Source organism: Pollutimonas sp. M17 (genome assembly GCF_025836975.1).
Taxonomy (GTDB): domain Bacteria; phylum Pseudomonadota; class Gammaproteobacteria; order Burkholderiales; family Burkholderiaceae_B.
Genome location: NZ_CP107548.1, coordinates 955,955 through 969,235 on the forward strand (window position 1 = coordinate 955,955; position 13,281 = coordinate 969,235).

Below are 13,281 nucleotides of genomic sequence, written 5' to 3' on the forward strand. Positions count from 1 at the left end.
TGGCTCGTGCTGCTGACCATGCCCTACTGGATGGGCGCGGTGGGCGGCTATACCGGGCTGGCCACCCGCGTGGTGGTGCTTGGGCTGGCGGCCATGTCGGTGAACTTCCTGCTGGGCTTCACCGGCGTGCTGTCCTTCGGCCATGCGGCGTACTTCGGCCTGGGCGCGTATGGCGCGGGCATGCTGCTCAAGTATGTCGCGCCGAGCACGACGCTGGCCATACTGGTGGGCGTGGTGGTCGGAACGCTGGCGGCCGCGGCGGTGGGCGCGCTGATCGTGAAGCTGCGGGGCATCTACTTCGCCATGGTGACCATCGCCTTCGGGCAGATGTTTTATTTCATCGCTTTCCGCTGGAGCTCGGTGACGGGCGGCGACGATGGATTGACCGGCTGGCGGCGCCTGCCCATAGATCTGGGTTTCACCACGATAGACATACTCGACAACGCCGAAGCGTATTACTACATGGTGCTGCTGATCTTCGCCGTGTCGGTGGGCATCATGGCCCTGATATTGCGCTCGCCGTTTGGGCGGACGCTGCTGGCCATACGCGAAAATGAAAGACGGGCGCGTTTCCTGGGCATACCGGTGGAACGGCACATCTGGATCGCCTTCGTGATCTCGTGCTTCTTTGCCAGCCTGGCGGGCGTGCTGTACGCCTTGCTGAACAACTTCGTCGATCCACGCACCCTGCACTGGACGCTGTCCGGCAACTTCGTGATCATGGCCGTGGTCGGGGGCATGCGCTCTTTCTGGGGACCCTTGATCGGGGCGGCCATATTCGTCGTTCTGCAGGACTACGTATCCAGCTACACCCAGAACTGGATGTTTTTCATCGGGATATTCTTCGTGCTGATCGTGCTGTTCTTTCCGCGTGGGGTCCTGGGCATCATTCGCAAGAGGTTGTCATGAGTCTGCTGGAAGTCAGGAACGTATCGCAGCATTTCGGCAGCCTGGTGGCGGTCGATAATGTATCCATGGCGGTGGAGCGCGGCGAATTGCGCGCGCTGATCGGCCCCAATGGCGCGGGCAAGACCACCTTCTTCAATCTGATCAGCGGCTTCTTCCGTCCCACCGCGGGGCATATCGTGCTGGATGGCCAGGACATCACCACCGTGCCGCCGCACAGGCGCGTCATGCTGGGCATGGCGCGGACCTTCCAGATTACCGAGATATTCCCCGAGCTGACCGTGCGGCAGAACCTGCGCATTCCGGTCGAACTGGCCACGGGCTTGCGCCTGCGTACGCGACTGGGCCGCCGGCAGGACGTGCAGATCAGAGAAAGGATAGACGAGCTTCTGGAACTGGGCGGCCTGGCCGCCAATGCGAACAGGCTGGTGGGCGAACTCTCGCACGGCGACCAGCGCGCCACCGAAATCATGATGACGCTTGCCTTGAGGCCGCGCCTGCTGCTGCTGGACGAACCGACCGCCGGCATGGGCAGCCGCGAAACCTACAGCACCGCCATGCTGATACGCAGGCTGCACAGGACTCAGGAGTTGACCATAGTCTTGGTGGAGCACGATATGCGCGTCATTTTCAACCTGGCCGATCGTATAACCGTCCTGGCCGAAGGCGCGGTGCTGGACGAGGGCGCGCCCGATGAAATCGCTGCCAGCGAGACGGTCCAGGCGGCTTACCTGGGGAAGGCGGCATGAAGGCGCTGGAGGTCCGGGACCTGCATACTTATTACGATAAAAGCCATATCCTGGATGGCGTAAGCCTGAGCGTCGAGGAAGGGGAACTGGTCACCTTGCTGGGCCGCAACGGCGCTGGAAAGTCGACCACCCTGCGCAGCATCATGGGCCTGACCCACGCGCGCAGCGGTACGGTCTCCTTGTTCGGGCAGGACACCACGCAATGGCCGCCGTACCGGATCGCCGCCCTGGGCGTGGGCTTCGTGCCGGAGGGCCGGCGTATCTTCGCCAACCTGACGGTCGAAGAGAACCTGAAGGTGCCGGTGGACCGGCCCGGCCCGTGGACGATTGCGCGCATCTACGAACTCTTTCCCAGGCTGGCCCAGCGCAAGGCGAACAAGGGCCGCCAGTTGTCCGGCGGCGAACAGGAAATGCTGGCCATCGCCCGCACCCTGCTCCTGAATCCCCGGTTGCTGCTGCTGGACGAGCCCTCGCAAGGGCTGGCGCCGCTCATCGTCCAGGATGTCTTCAAGGTCATCACCGCGACGCGCCAGGAGGGCACGTCCATTTTGCTGATCGAGCAGAACGTGCGGGCCGCGGTGGAAGTGGCCGATCGGGCCTATGTACTGGACGACGGGCGCATCGTCTACGAAGGCGCCGCGGCCGAGTTCGGCAAGGATGAAGAGCGCGTCCGGGCGCTGGCGGGAGCAAGCGCCGAGAAATGGGAGCTGGAAGCGGAATAGCCAGCTTGTAAAACGGATCCTTATCGGCGAGAAGTAATGGAGCGCCTATTTGCGATATGGCCGAATCGCGCTTCTGTTTCGGCGGCGTCCCATCCCTCGCGGCGCAGCTCGGCCGCTAGCTCCCGCGATCGGCTCTTATAATCCAGTCTTTGCCATGGTCGGCGCTTTATCGCGGCTGCCCGGGCGCTGCGGGCGCCATGCGGTGGGCCAATGCGGCGCACATCAAAAAGGAAGGGACTGGTTCATGCCTAATATTCGTGACGCATGGGTGCAACAGGCTGTGCATAAGATAGAGGCGGACTTCAACAGGTCGGCCGACACGCATCTGATCCCCTTGCGCCTGCCGGCTTATCCCGGCGTCGATCTCTACCTGAAAGACGAGTCCAGCCATCCGACCGGCAGCCTGAAGCATCGCCTGGCGCGTTCCCTTTTCCTGTATGCCCTTTGCAATGGCTGGCTCCGTCCGGACAGCACGGTCATCGAAGCCTCGTCGGGCTCTACCGCTGTTTCGGAAGCCTATTTTGCGCGTTTGATAGGCTTGCCCTTCATTGCCGTCATTCCCAAAAGCACTTCCCGGGAAAAGATCGCCGCCATCGAGTTCTACGGCGGGAAGATACATCTGGTGGACTCGGGAAGAGCGATCTACGGCGAGTCCGAGCGCCTGGCGCGCGAGCTGGGCGGGCATTACATGGATCAGTTCACCTACGCGGAAAGAGCCACGGACTGGCGCAGCAACAACAACATCGCCGAGTCGATTTTCAACCAGATGCGGCAGGAGCCGCATCCCGTGCCGGCATGGATCGTGTGCAGCTGCGGAACGGGCGGCACCACCGCGACGATAGGCCGCTACATACGCTACCAGGGCTACGACAGCCGCGTATGCGTGGCGGACCCGGAGAATTCCGTGTTCTTCGATGCTTACGCTACCGGCGACCGCCAACTGGAAATTCAGGCCGGTTCCCTGATAGAGGGCATAGGCCGGCCGCGCGTCGAGCTGTCCTTTATCCCCTCGGTCATCGACCGCATGGTGAAGGTGCCGGATGCCGCCAGCTTGTCGGCGCTGCGCTATTTGCAGGCCAGCCTGGGGCGGCGTTGCGGGGGCTCGACGGGCACGAACTTCGTCGCCGCCCTGCACCTTGCGCGCGAGATGCACGAGGCGGGACGACAGGGCTCCATTGTTACCGTGCTGTGCGACAGCGGCGAGCGCTATACGCAAACCTATTACAACGATGAGTGGCTGGCTGGCCGGGGCTTTGACATAGGTAGCCTGGAATCCTCAGTCCGGGACTGCGCACAGGATGGATCGCCCATGCCGTGGACGCTGACGGAGCATGTGCGCTGATTCCTCCCATCATGCCTCATGCGCCTGAGGCGCTTGTTTTCAGAAGATGCTCCGCCAGTAGTCGAGCCGCCGCGGGAAGCGTGTCCATGCTGCGCACCGCCAGTAAGAATTCGCGCCTGGCCCAGACATCCGAAAGCGGAATGATATGGAACTGCACGGCCTTGCGCAGGCGTTGCGCGACCATTTCGGGTATTACGCTTATTCCCAGCCCTGTATTGACCATTACACACAAGGCATCGAAGCTGGTTACCTGAATACGCAGCTTGAAGGGGCGTTGTATATTTTGCGCCGCCCGGCTTAACAGGATATTGATGGCGCTTCCCGTATGCAGCCCAACAAAGTCATAGTCAAGCGCATCCTTGAATGCGAGCGCTTTCCGTTGGGTCAATACGTGGTTCTTCGGCGCAATGACTACCAGGCGATCGGACTGAAACGGATAAGTCTCCATGTCGAGCCCGGATACCAGAGGCAGATAGATGCCGATGTCCGCCGCATTTTCGGAAACCGCCTTTGCCACCAGCGGGCTGGTCTTCTCCTCCAGCTGAAGCTGTACTTCGGGATGCATGGCCATGAATGACTGTAGTGGTTCCGCCAGAAACTGGGTTATCGCCGACATGCTCGCGCAGACCCGCACGAGGCCACGCACTCCCGTGGCGAAACTTTCCATCTGCGCCCATACCTGATCCAGTTCATGAATGGCGCTGCGCGCCAATTGCAATAGCGCCAGGCCGGCGGACGTAGGCTCCACGCCCTTGTTGTTGCGATACAAAAGCGAAGTTCGCAATGCGCTTTCCATTTCCGCGATGCGCTTGCTTACCGCCGCCGATGATATGTGCTGGCTTTCCGCGGCGGCCGCGATTGTGCCTCGCTCAACCACGCTGATGAACAGTTTCAGGGAGAGGGGGTCCAGGCGGCTCATGGGTGCGCAGTCCTTGTTTCGATAAGAATCAGCATCGATTTTGCCATAACCTTTCGTTAATGCACCGTCGTGAAGCGCTGCTTTTCGCCACTTGCCCGAATGCCTAGAATCCCCACATCAGGAACGCGCCGTGACAGGACGTTCGCCGGATGAATTCATGTCATTTGAGGAAGTAAAAATGGAAAACACGCCACCAATCAGGATCAAGGTGTTCTGGCAACCGGGTTGCTCTTCATGCCTGCGCACTAAAGAGTTTCTGACCAAGCAGGGCATCGAATTCGAATCAATCGATGTGCATAACAATCCCGACGGGATGGCTCAACTGCGCGCCCTGGGCGCGCGCAGTGTGCCCGTGGTGTCCTTGGGGAAAAAGTACACGCTATGTCAATCCTTCGATGATGTCATCCGGTTCCTGGGCTTGAACGTTGAATTGAACGGCCTGTTGCCGCCGGCTCAACTGATCGCCAAGCTGGACCTCGTGCTGGCCGCCGCGGCTCGCTATACCTTGCAGTTTCCACCCGGTAAGTTTCGGCTGTTCTTCCGCGATCGCCAGCGCTCTGCTGCGGATACGGCATACCACGTTTTTCGCGTCGCGGAGATGGGGTTTCAGGCCGCCCAGCAGATTGAATTGCTGTTCGAGGGGTTCAACGACCTGCCGCCGGCAGACTGGTCCGCTCGGGATATCGCGGATTGGGGATTGGGCATCCGGCAGAAGATTCGCCATTGGTGGGAGGAGGACGCCGACCAGGCGCTGGAATTCACCGTGCCTACTTATTATGGGCGCCGCAGCATGCATAACGTGCTTGAGAGAACGACCTGGCATGCGGCCCAGCATACGCGCCAACTGATACTGATGCTGGAAGAGTACGGAGTGCGGGCGGATCGCCCGTTGTCGACAGAAGACTTGAAGGGTTTGCCCGTGCCGGAGAAGGTTTGGGATAACTGATTCATTGGTTCAGAAAAGGAGGGGACAATCATGATTCATAATTTAATCGTTCGCCTGGCGATCATCTTCATTACCTGTATGGGCGCAACAACGGCATTGGCGGAGGCAACCTTTCCCAGCAAGCCGATTCGTATCATCATGCCGTTTTCGCCCGGCGGTGGCGGCGACATGGTGGTCAGATCGGTCGCGGATCGGCTCGGAAAACGTTTGGGCGTCCCCGTAATCATAGACAGCCGTCCCGGGGCGTCCGGCTTTATCGGCGCGCAGATGGTGGCTGAAGCGCCAGCCGACGGCTACACGCTGCTGATGGGCTTCGATGGGTCACTGGTGGTTGCTACGAACGTGCTCAAACCGCCATTTCATCCCATATCCGACCTGGCCGCAGTGACCAAGCTGGCTGATTCGCCATTGCTGGTGCTGGCACACCCATCTTTCAGGCCCAGCAGCATCAAAGAATTGGTGGACGCCTCCGAAACGACATCGGACGGATTGCCTTATGGTTCGGCAGGCCGGGGAACGACACATCATCTGGTGGGCGAGCTGCTGACATTGAAGACGGGAGCAAAGCTCCTGCATGTGCCATACAAGGGAGGCGCCGCGGCCATCGTCGATGCCGTGGGAGGGCAAATCCCGCTTGTGATCACGGTCCTGCCGACGGCGTCGGCATTCATCAAGGATGGAAAGCTGCGGCCAATTGCCGTTACCAGCCGCGAGCGGGTTGCTGCGCTGCCCGACGTACCCACGATGATGGAGGAAGGGGTGCCGGATTTCGACGTGATGTCCTGGTACGGAATTTTTGCGCCTGCGGGAACCCCGCCGGCGATTGTGGAAAAGCTGCAGTCCAATATCGCCGTCGTACTGGAGGATCCGCAAGTACGGGATCTATACCTGAAGGCGGGCTTCATCCCTTCGGGCAATAATCCGTCGGAGTTCGCCGCGCAAGTCCAGGCCGATTACCAGCGATGGGCCCAAGTGGTGAAAGCGGTGGACATGCAGCCCGAGTAAGGATAAAACGATGCATGCGAAAGTCCTTATTCTGGGGTCGGGCCCGGCGGGCTATACGGCGGCTATGTATGCGGCGAGAGCCAGGCTGGATCCGGTGTTGATCGCGGGAAATGTCCAGGGAGGCCAGCTTGCGGGCACCGGCGACGTGGATAACTGGCCCGCGGATGCGGGGGGTGTGCGGGGGCCCGAGCTGATGCGGCGTTTCCATGCGCATGCCGAGCGCTTTGAAGTCCGCATCGTGCAGGATCATATCAATTCGGTTGATTTCAGCCGGCGGCCCTTAGTTCTGGAAGGTGGGCATGGCGCCTATGCTTGCGATGCTCTCATCATTGCGACCGGTGCCAGCGCCAGATACATTGGCTTGGAAAGCGAACGTGACTTTATTGGAAGGGGCGTGTCGGGCTGCGCTACCTGCGACGGTTTTTTCTATCAGGGCGAGGAGGTCTGCGTGGTCGGTGGAGGAAACACGGCAGTGGAGGAAGCGCTGTTCCTATCCAATATCGCGAGCAAGGTGCATCTCATCCATCGCCGGGATCGGTTTCGCGCCGAGCCCATCCTGGTGGACAAGCTGATGGCGCGTGTCCGGCAGGGCAAGCTGTACCTGCATCTATGGCATCAGATCGATGAGGTCCTTGGCGATGCCTCCGGTGTCACGGGCGTGCGCCTGCGTTCCACGCAAGACTCGAGCCAAACCCGGGAGCTGACGCTGAGGGGCTGCTTCATTGCCATCGGCCATACGCCAAACACCGAAATCTTCAAGGATGCGCTTCAGATGAACGACGGCTACATCGTTACCCGTTCCGGGCGGCAGGGCTTTGTCACCATGACCAGCGTCCCGGGGGTGTTCGCGGCCGGCGACGTCCAGGATTCCATTTATCGCCAAGCCATCACCTCGGCCGGCAGCGGCTGCATGGCAGCATTGGATGCCCAACGTTTTCTGGAATAGCCGGTGGGCTGGGGTTCGATGCCTCGCAAAAAAAAAGCCTACGCACAGTAATGCGTAGGCTTTTATATTTTCTGAAGTAATGGTCGGGGCGAAAGGATTCGAACCTTCGACCCTCTGGTCCCAAACCAGATGCGCTACCAGGCTGCGCTACGCCCCGAATTTACGACAGCCAGCGACTATACCATAAAAAGCCTAGGCGGCGTCGGCCGGCGCCTGGGGTTCGGCACTGCTGGCCGGGAAGCGCTGCACCAGCACTTTGGCGATGCGTCGTCCTTCCAGCTGCAGGACCCGGAACTGGAATGTGCCGTTCGGCTTGGAGAACTCCAGCTCGTCGCCCACGTCGGGCAGGCGGCCGAACTGGCGCAGCAGGTAGCCGGCCAGCGTGCTGAATTCGTCGGTGTTGTCCTGCAAGCCCTCGAGTTCCAGCGTCTGCTCGAAATAATGCATGTCGGTGGCGCCGTCGACGATCCAGCGGCCGTCGCCGTCGGCGATGATGTCGGGGGTTTCGTCCTCGTCCGGGAAGTCGCCGGCAATGGCTTCGAAGACGTCGATGGGGGTGACCAGTCCTTCGACGGTGCCGAATTCGTTGATGACGATGACCAACTGGCCGCGTGCGGACTTGAGCGTCTGGATGAGGTCGAGGATGCGTATGGTCTCGTGCACCAGGATGGGCGGACGCAGCTTTTTCTCGTTCAGCGTCCTGTGCGCGACCAGGTCGGCAATCATGTCCTTGGCGCGGCCTATGCCCACGATATCGTCCAGCGAGCCGCGGCAGACGGGAAAGAAACCGTGAGGCGTATCGCTGATTTCCTTGCGGATTTCGTCGGGGTCGCCGTGCAGATCTATCCAGCTGATGTCGGTGCGCGGCGTCATGATGGAATGGACATTGCGGTCCGCCAGCCGCAGCACGCCGCTGACCATATTGCGTTCTTCCACGCCGAAGGGCGTCTCGTCGGGGGCGGGCGTGACATCGGGGACCGGCTCGTCGGTGGCGGCGGGCCGCTTGCCCAGCATGCGCAGGATGCCCTCCGCGGTGCGTTCGCGCATGGGCCGCTGGGTATCGCGATTCAGGAGGTTGCGCCGGGCGATCTGGTTCAGCGCTTCGATCGCGACCGAGAAGCCGATGGCCGCATACAGATAGCCTTTGGGCACCTTGAAGCCGAAGCCCTCGGCCACCAGCGCAAAGCCTATCATCAGCAGGAAGCCCAGGCACAGTATGACCACGGTGGGATGGGCATTGACGAAGCGTGTCAGGGGCTTGGATGCAACCAGCATGATGCCGATGGCGATGATGACGGCGGCCATCATGACTTCCAACTGGTCGACCATCCCTACGGCGGTGATCACGGCGTCCAGCGAAAAGACGGCGTCCAGCACCACGATCTGCGTCACGATGACCCAGAAGCTGGCGTACATGCGTGAACCCGACATGGCATGCGCCTTGCCTTCGACCCGCTCATGCATTTCCATGGTGCCCTTGAAGACCAGGAAGAAGCCGCCGACGATAAGAATGAGATCGCGTCCCGAGAAGCTGAGGGACCCCAGCGAGAACAGGGGCTCGGTCAGCTTGAACAGCCACGATATGGCTGACAGCAGCGCCAGGCGCATGACAAGCGCCAGCGACAGCCCGATGACGCGGGCGCGATCGCGTTGCGCCGGCGGCAGCTTGTCGGCCAGGATGGCGATGAAAATCAGGTTGTCGATGCCCAGAACGATTTCCAGGACGACCAGTGTCAACAAGCCGATCCACATGGTGGGATCAAGCAGCAACTCCATTTTTATTCCTTTCAGTTTGCAGTAAGCATTGTATCGCGCTTGTTTTTTGCCGGAAATGGATGGAAGATGGAAATGCCCAAGGGCTTGTACGGGCGGGGCGCGCCGCGTCTATCCGTCGCCGGCGTTCATTACAACATGCAGTCTTTACACGAGGCGACACATGAGCAAAAAATTATTGATGCTGGTCGGCGACTACGCCGAAGACTACGAAACCATGGTGCCATTTCAAACCCTGCTGGCCGTGGGGCATACGGTGCATGCCGTGTGCCCGGACAAGAAATCGGGCGATACCGTTGCGACCGCCATCCACGATTTCGAGGGCGACCAGACATACAGCGAGAAGCCCGGACATCGCTTTGCATTGAATTACGATTTCGACAAGGTCGACGTCGCCGACTACGACGGCCTGGTCATCCCGGGCGGCCGCGCGCCCGAATACCTGCGCATGAATGCCAGGATAATCGAAATCGTCAAGCAGTTCGACGCTGCCAAAAAGCCGATTGCCGCCGTGTGCCATGGCGCCCAGATACTGGCCGCGGCCGGTGTCCTGAAGGGGCGCACGTGCTCGGCGTACCCGGCTTGCGCGGCCGAGGTTCGGCTGGCGGGCGGCACCTATGCCGACATCGCCGTCGACCAGGCACATACCGACGGCAATCTGGTCACCGCGCCGGCATGGCCGGCCCACCCGGCCTGGATGGCTCAATTCCTGGCTGTATTGGGAACGCGCATACAACACGCTTAGATCTTGGGCCTGAGCTGGGGCAGGGTGTAGGCCCGGTTCTGGTATGCCCAACTGGGCCACAGGACGTGGGCCAGGGCCTCGCGGGCCAGGTCCGCGTCCAGCGCCACCGGTGTGTAAGATTCGGGCGCCTCGTAGCGATACTGGGTGGGATCCCTGTGCGGTTCCATCACGACCAGCGTGTCGCCCTTCAGATAGCCGTAATTTTCGCCATACTGCATCATGGCCCTGTCCCCGCCCGCCACGGTCAGGTCGCGTCCTATCATGGGATGCTCGGCCCGCAGGCCCATGATGGACAGCAGGGTGGTGGGCAGGTCCACCTGGCTGACCAGGCGGTCATCGCGCCGGGCGGCCACATCGGCCCCGGTGATCAGGGCGGGGATATGGAAATGGCGCAGGGGCACGAGGCTGGCGCCGCCCACCCGCGAATCGTGGTCGGCCACGACCAGGAATACCGTGTTCTCCCAGTAATCGGATTGCTTTGCCCGATCGAAGAACTGTCCCATAGCCCAATCGGCGTAACGTACGGTGTTTTCCACGGTGGCCGGGTTGCCATCGGTCTCTATCCGGCCGGCGGGGTATTCCCAAGGCGAATGGTTGCTGACGGAAAAGGCCAGGGTGAAGGTGGGCTGGCCGGACGCTTCGCTGAGCAGGCCATGCACGGTATTGAACATGTCTTCGTCGCTGGCGCCCCAGGTGCCGACGAATGCGGGATTCTTGAAGGTGGGCAGGTCGTACAGGTCGTCGAAGCCGTTGCCCAGGAAGAAGCTCTTCATATTGTCGAAATGCGCTTCGCCGCCGTAGACGAAACGCGAGCGGTAGCCGTGCTGCTTCAGGACTTGGGCCATGGTGAAGAAACTGCTCTGCGCGCCCGACAGGCGCAGCGCCGCGTCGGACACCGTGGGCGGAAAGCCCGCGACCACGGCTTCCAGGCCGCGCACGGAACGGGTGCCTGTGGCATAGGCGCGGGTGAAGTTCCAGGACGTTTCGGCAAGCCTGTCCAGGCAGGGCGTGAGTCGGGCGCCGCCCAGATTGCCCACGTATTGGGCGCCCAGGCTTTCCTGCACGATCATCACCACATTCAGCGGACGGCTTCGCGGGAAGGTGGGCTCCTGAGTGTGCAGCGTGGGCATCTCGGCGGGGCCGGCGGCCAATCCCGCGCAATCCCGAACGATGGCGTTCATCTCGTCCGCGGGCATGTCGCCGTACACGTCGGCGGCGGAGCGCTCGTTCTTCATGCTGTAGATGGCGTAGGCTACGCTATACAGGGAATTCAGCGGCAGGGTGTTCAGCATGCTGTCGCCGCAGTAGGCGACGGTGGACGGATTGATCGGGCGATGCCCCAGTGTGCCGCGTATGGCCAGGAAGACCAGGGCCGCCGCTGCCAGGGTAAAGAGGGGGCGCTGCCACCATGCCATGGGAAGGTCGGCCGGCACGTTGGCGAACAGCAGCCAGCCGATCCAGGCAAAGACGGCCAGGGCGGCGACGGCGCCGAAGATCACCGCCTTGTACCCTTTCCACAGCATGCCGAAGACTTCCTGGGGATGCTTCAGATACTCCACGTACAGCCGGTTGGGCCGCGTATCGTATTCATGGATGAACTGGGGCGTGGAAACCTCCAGCAAGACCAGCAGGAACCAGGCGAACTGGAACCACCATCCGGTAATGGATACGGCCAGCGGCAAATGGCCCAGCCAGGGCGCGAGCAACAGCGGGATGCCCGCGATGACGGCGATCTGGTTGGCGTCGATGCGCAGTCCGCCCTTCAGTATGGGAAGCAGGCCGCCCGCCTGCCTGACGCGACCCCACTGCCAGGCCGCCAGCAGGCAGCGGCTGAGCGTCAGCAGGCAAAGGCTGGATACGATGAAAATCAGGCTGAGTTCGCGCATGGGGAGGAAGTAGAATGGTTCAGTCGGCGTAGTGTAATGGCATCTGCCGGTCATGCCGGCCTATATTGCGTACAATTTATTGCACTTTTACCTTCGGGCGGTTCAGCACAGGATCCCACATGTACTCCTTCAGGTTTTATTTGAAATTGGCGGGCGCGGCGGCGCTGGCCACCGCGAGCGCCGCGGTTGCGGCCCAGGATGCCATCAAGATAGGCGAGCTGAACAGCTACAAGACCCAGCCCGCATTCCTGGAACCGTACAAGAAGGGCATGGAGCTGGCGGTCGAGCAGATCAACGCGGCGGGCGGGGTCAACGGCAAGCCGCTGGAACTGATCGTGCGCGACGACAATTCCAATCCGGGCGATGCCGTGCGGGCCGCCGAAGAGCTGCTTACGCGCGACAAGGTCGATGTGCTGACCGGCACCTTCCTGTCGCATATCGGCCTGGCGGTCACCGATTACGCCAAGCACAAGAAGCAGTTCTTCCTGGCCAGCGAGCCGCTGACGGACAAGATCGTCTGGGCGGACGGCAATCGCTATACCTATCGCCTGCGCAATTCCACCTATATGCAGGTGGCCATGCTGATACCGGCCGCCGTCAAGATGAACAAGAAGCGCTGGGCCATCGTCTATCCCAATTACGAATACGGGCAATCCGCGGTCGCCACGTTCAAGACGCTGCTGAAGCAGGCCCAGCCGGACGTCGAGTTCGTTGCGGAGCAGGCCACGCCCCTGGGCAAGATCGATGCGGGCAATGTCGTGCAGGCGCTGGCCGACGCGCGGCCCGAAGCCATGTTCAATGTGCTTTTCGCCACCGACCTGGCCAAGTTCGTGCGCGCCGGAACGCAGCGCAATTTCCTCAAGGACCTTCCGGTGGTCAGCATGCTGACCGGCGAACCCGAATACTTGGATCCGCTGGGCGCCGAGGCGCCCGTGGGCTGGGTGGTGACCGGCTACCCCTGGTACGCCATCGACACGCCGGAGCACAATGCCTTTCTCAAGGCCTACCAGGAACGCTACGACGACTATCCGCGCCTGGGCACCATTGTCGGCTACAACGCCATCCTGTCGCTGGCGGCCGGGATCGGGAAGGCGGGCTCCACCGAAACGGAAGCATTGATCCAGGCCTTCAAGGGCCTGGAAGTCGATACGCCTTTCGGGCGCATCAAATACCGCGGAATCGATCATCAGTCCACGATGGGCGCCTATGTGGGCACGGTGGCCGTCAAGGACGGCAAGGGCATCATGACCGATTTCACTTACGTCGATGGAGCCAGCGTACAGCCGACCGACGATCAGGTCAGGCAGTGGCGGACCGCGCCGGCCGACTAACTTCCAGGGCA

12 protein-coding genes and 1 tRNA gene are annotated in these 13,281 nt (G+C 61.4%); 9 read left to right on the forward strand and 4 right to left on the reverse strand.

Going from position 1 to position 13,281, the window contains the following annotated elements; genetic code table 11:
* Positions 1-18: 18 nt before the first annotated feature.
* The 4 genes from OEG81_RS04595 to OEG81_RS04610 all read left to right on the forward strand — a co-directional run bounded on the left by OEG81_RS04595 (position 19) and on the right by OEG81_RS04610 (position 3,719).
* Positions 19-909, forward strand: coding sequence for a branched-chain amino acid ABC transporter permease (locus tag OEG81_RS04595; RefSeq protein ID WP_264132465.1), 891 nt, complete (start codon positions 19-21; stop codon positions 907-909).
* Positions 906-1,655 carry an ABC transporter ATP-binding protein gene (locus OEG81_RS04600; RefSeq protein ID WP_264131546.1) on the forward strand — a complete coding sequence of 250 codons (750 nt, stop codon included), beginning with the start codon at positions 906-908 and terminating at the stop codon, positions 1,653-1,655. The genes OEG81_RS04595 and OEG81_RS04600 overlap by 4 nt, the downstream gene beginning before the upstream one ends.
* Positions 1,652-2,377, forward strand: a complete 726-nt coding sequence (locus tag OEG81_RS04605; RefSeq protein WP_264131547.1) for an ABC transporter ATP-binding protein — start codon at positions 1,652-1,654, stop codon at positions 2,375-2,377. Before OEG81_RS04600 ends, OEG81_RS04605 begins: the two co-directional genes overlap by 4 nt.
* A gap of 244 nt (positions 2,378-2,621) precedes the next feature.
* The gene (locus OEG81_RS04610; protein WP_264131548.1) at positions 2,622-3,719 is read left to right on the forward strand and encodes a PLP-dependent cysteine synthase family protein; all 1,098 of its coding nucleotides are present in this window, start codon (positions 2,622-2,624) and stop codon (positions 3,717-3,719) included.
* A gap of 16 nt (positions 3,720-3,735) precedes the next feature.
* Here the strand turns inward: OEG81_RS04610 and OEG81_RS04615 are convergent, their stop codons facing one another.
* A complete protein-coding gene (locus OEG81_RS04615) occupies positions 3,736-4,638 on the reverse strand; it encodes a LysR family transcriptional regulator (protein WP_264131549.1) in 903 nt (300 codons plus the stop codon).
* 130 nt (positions 4,639-4,768) lie between these two features.
* Here OEG81_RS04615 and OEG81_RS04620 point away from each other — a divergent pair, with 130 nt between their 5' ends.
* From OEG81_RS04620 to trxB, 3 genes are all read left to right on the forward strand, one after another.
* Positions 4,769-5,584: a glutaredoxin domain-containing protein gene (locus OEG81_RS04620; protein ID WP_264131550.1), complete on the forward strand. Its 816-nt coding sequence runs from the start codon at positions 4,769-4,771 to the stop codon at positions 5,582-5,584.
* Between the two features lie 78 nt (positions 5,585-5,662).
* On the forward strand, positions 5,663-6,589 hold the full coding sequence (locus OEG81_RS04625) for a tripartite tricarboxylate transporter substrate binding protein (RefSeq protein ID WP_264131551.1): 927 nt from the start codon (positions 5,663-5,665) through the stop codon (positions 6,587-6,589).
* A 10-nt stretch (positions 6,590-6,599) separates the two neighbouring features.
* Entirely contained in the window at positions 6,600-7,535 is a 936-nt protein-coding gene (gene trxB / locus OEG81_RS04630) for a thioredoxin-disulfide reductase (RefSeq protein WP_264131552.1), read from the forward strand.
* A gap of 80 nt (positions 7,536-7,615) precedes the next feature.
* Here trxB and OEG81_RS04635 read toward each other — a convergent pair.
* Both OEG81_RS04635 and OEG81_RS04640 read right to left on the reverse strand, forming a co-directional pair.
* Positions 7,616-7,692, reverse strand: a tRNA-Pro gene (locus tag OEG81_RS04635).
* A gap of 35 nt (positions 7,693-7,727) precedes the next feature.
* Complete coding sequence (locus OEG81_RS04640; protein ID WP_264131553.1) at positions 7,728-9,311, reverse strand: TerC family protein; 1,584 nt, start codon at positions 9,309-9,311, stop codon at positions 7,728-7,730.
* A 160-nt stretch (positions 9,312-9,471) separates the two neighbouring features.
* Between OEG81_RS04640 and OEG81_RS04645 the strand changes: the two genes are divergently transcribed.
* On the forward strand, positions 9,472-10,053 hold the full coding sequence (locus tag OEG81_RS04645) for a DJ-1/PfpI family protein (RefSeq protein WP_264131554.1): 582 nt from the start codon (positions 9,472-9,474) through the stop codon (positions 10,051-10,053).
* On the opposite strand, the gene OEG81_RS04650 is transcribed toward OEG81_RS04645, so the two are convergent.
* Positions 10,050-11,939: an LTA synthase family protein gene (locus tag OEG81_RS04650; protein ID WP_264131555.1), complete on the reverse strand. Its 1,890-nt coding sequence runs from the start codon at positions 11,937-11,939 to the stop codon at positions 10,050-10,052. The two genes, OEG81_RS04645 and OEG81_RS04650, sit on opposite strands and share 4 nt — an antisense overlap.
* 119 nt (positions 11,940-12,058) lie before the next feature.
* On the opposite strand from OEG81_RS04650, the gene OEG81_RS04655 reads away from it, so the two are divergent.
* Entirely contained in the window at positions 12,059-13,270 is a 1,212-nt protein-coding gene (locus OEG81_RS04655) for an ABC transporter substrate-binding protein (RefSeq protein ID WP_264131556.1), read from the forward strand.
* Positions 13,271-13,281: the final 11 nt, after the last annotated feature.

Coding starts and splice junctions, on each gene's coding strand:
- OEG81_RS04595 (WP_264132465.1), top strand. CDS start 19: ATGCCCTACTGGATGGGCGCGGTGGGCGGCTATACCGGGCTGGCCACC.
- OEG81_RS04605 (WP_264131547.1), top strand. CDS start 1,652: ATGAAGGCGCTGGAGGTCCGGGACCTGCATACTTATTACGATAAAAGC.
- OEG81_RS04600 (WP_264131546.1), top strand. CDS start 906: ATGAGTCTGCTGGAAGTCAGGAACGTATCGCAGCATTTCGGCAGCCTG.
- trxB (WP_264131552.1), top strand. CDS start 6,600: ATGCATGCGAAAGTCCTTATTCTGGGGTCGGGCCCGGCGGGCTATACG.
- OEG81_RS04615 (WP_264131549.1), bottom strand. CDS start 4,638: ATGAGCCGCCTGGACCCCCTCTCCCTGAAACTGTTCATCAGCGTGGTT.
- OEG81_RS04640 (WP_264131553.1), bottom strand. CDS start 9,311: ATGGAGTTGCTGCTTGATCCCACCATGTGGATCGGCTTGTTGACACTG.
- OEG81_RS04625 (WP_264131551.1), top strand. CDS start 5,663: ATGGGCGCAACAACGGCATTGGCGGAGGCAACCTTTCCCAGCAAGCCG.
- OEG81_RS04645 (WP_264131554.1), top strand. CDS start 9,472: ATGAGCAAAAAATTATTGATGCTGGTCGGCGACTACGCCGAAGACTAC.
- OEG81_RS04650 (WP_264131555.1), bottom strand. CDS start 11,939: ATGCGCGAACTCAGCCTGATTTTCATCGTATCCAGCCTTTGCCTGCTG.
- OEG81_RS04610 (WP_264131548.1), top strand. CDS start 2,622: ATGCCTAATATTCGTGACGCATGGGTGCAACAGGCTGTGCATAAGATA.
- OEG81_RS04655 (WP_264131556.1), top strand. CDS start 12,059: ATGTACTCCTTCAGGTTTTATTTGAAATTGGCGGGCGCGGCGGCGCTG.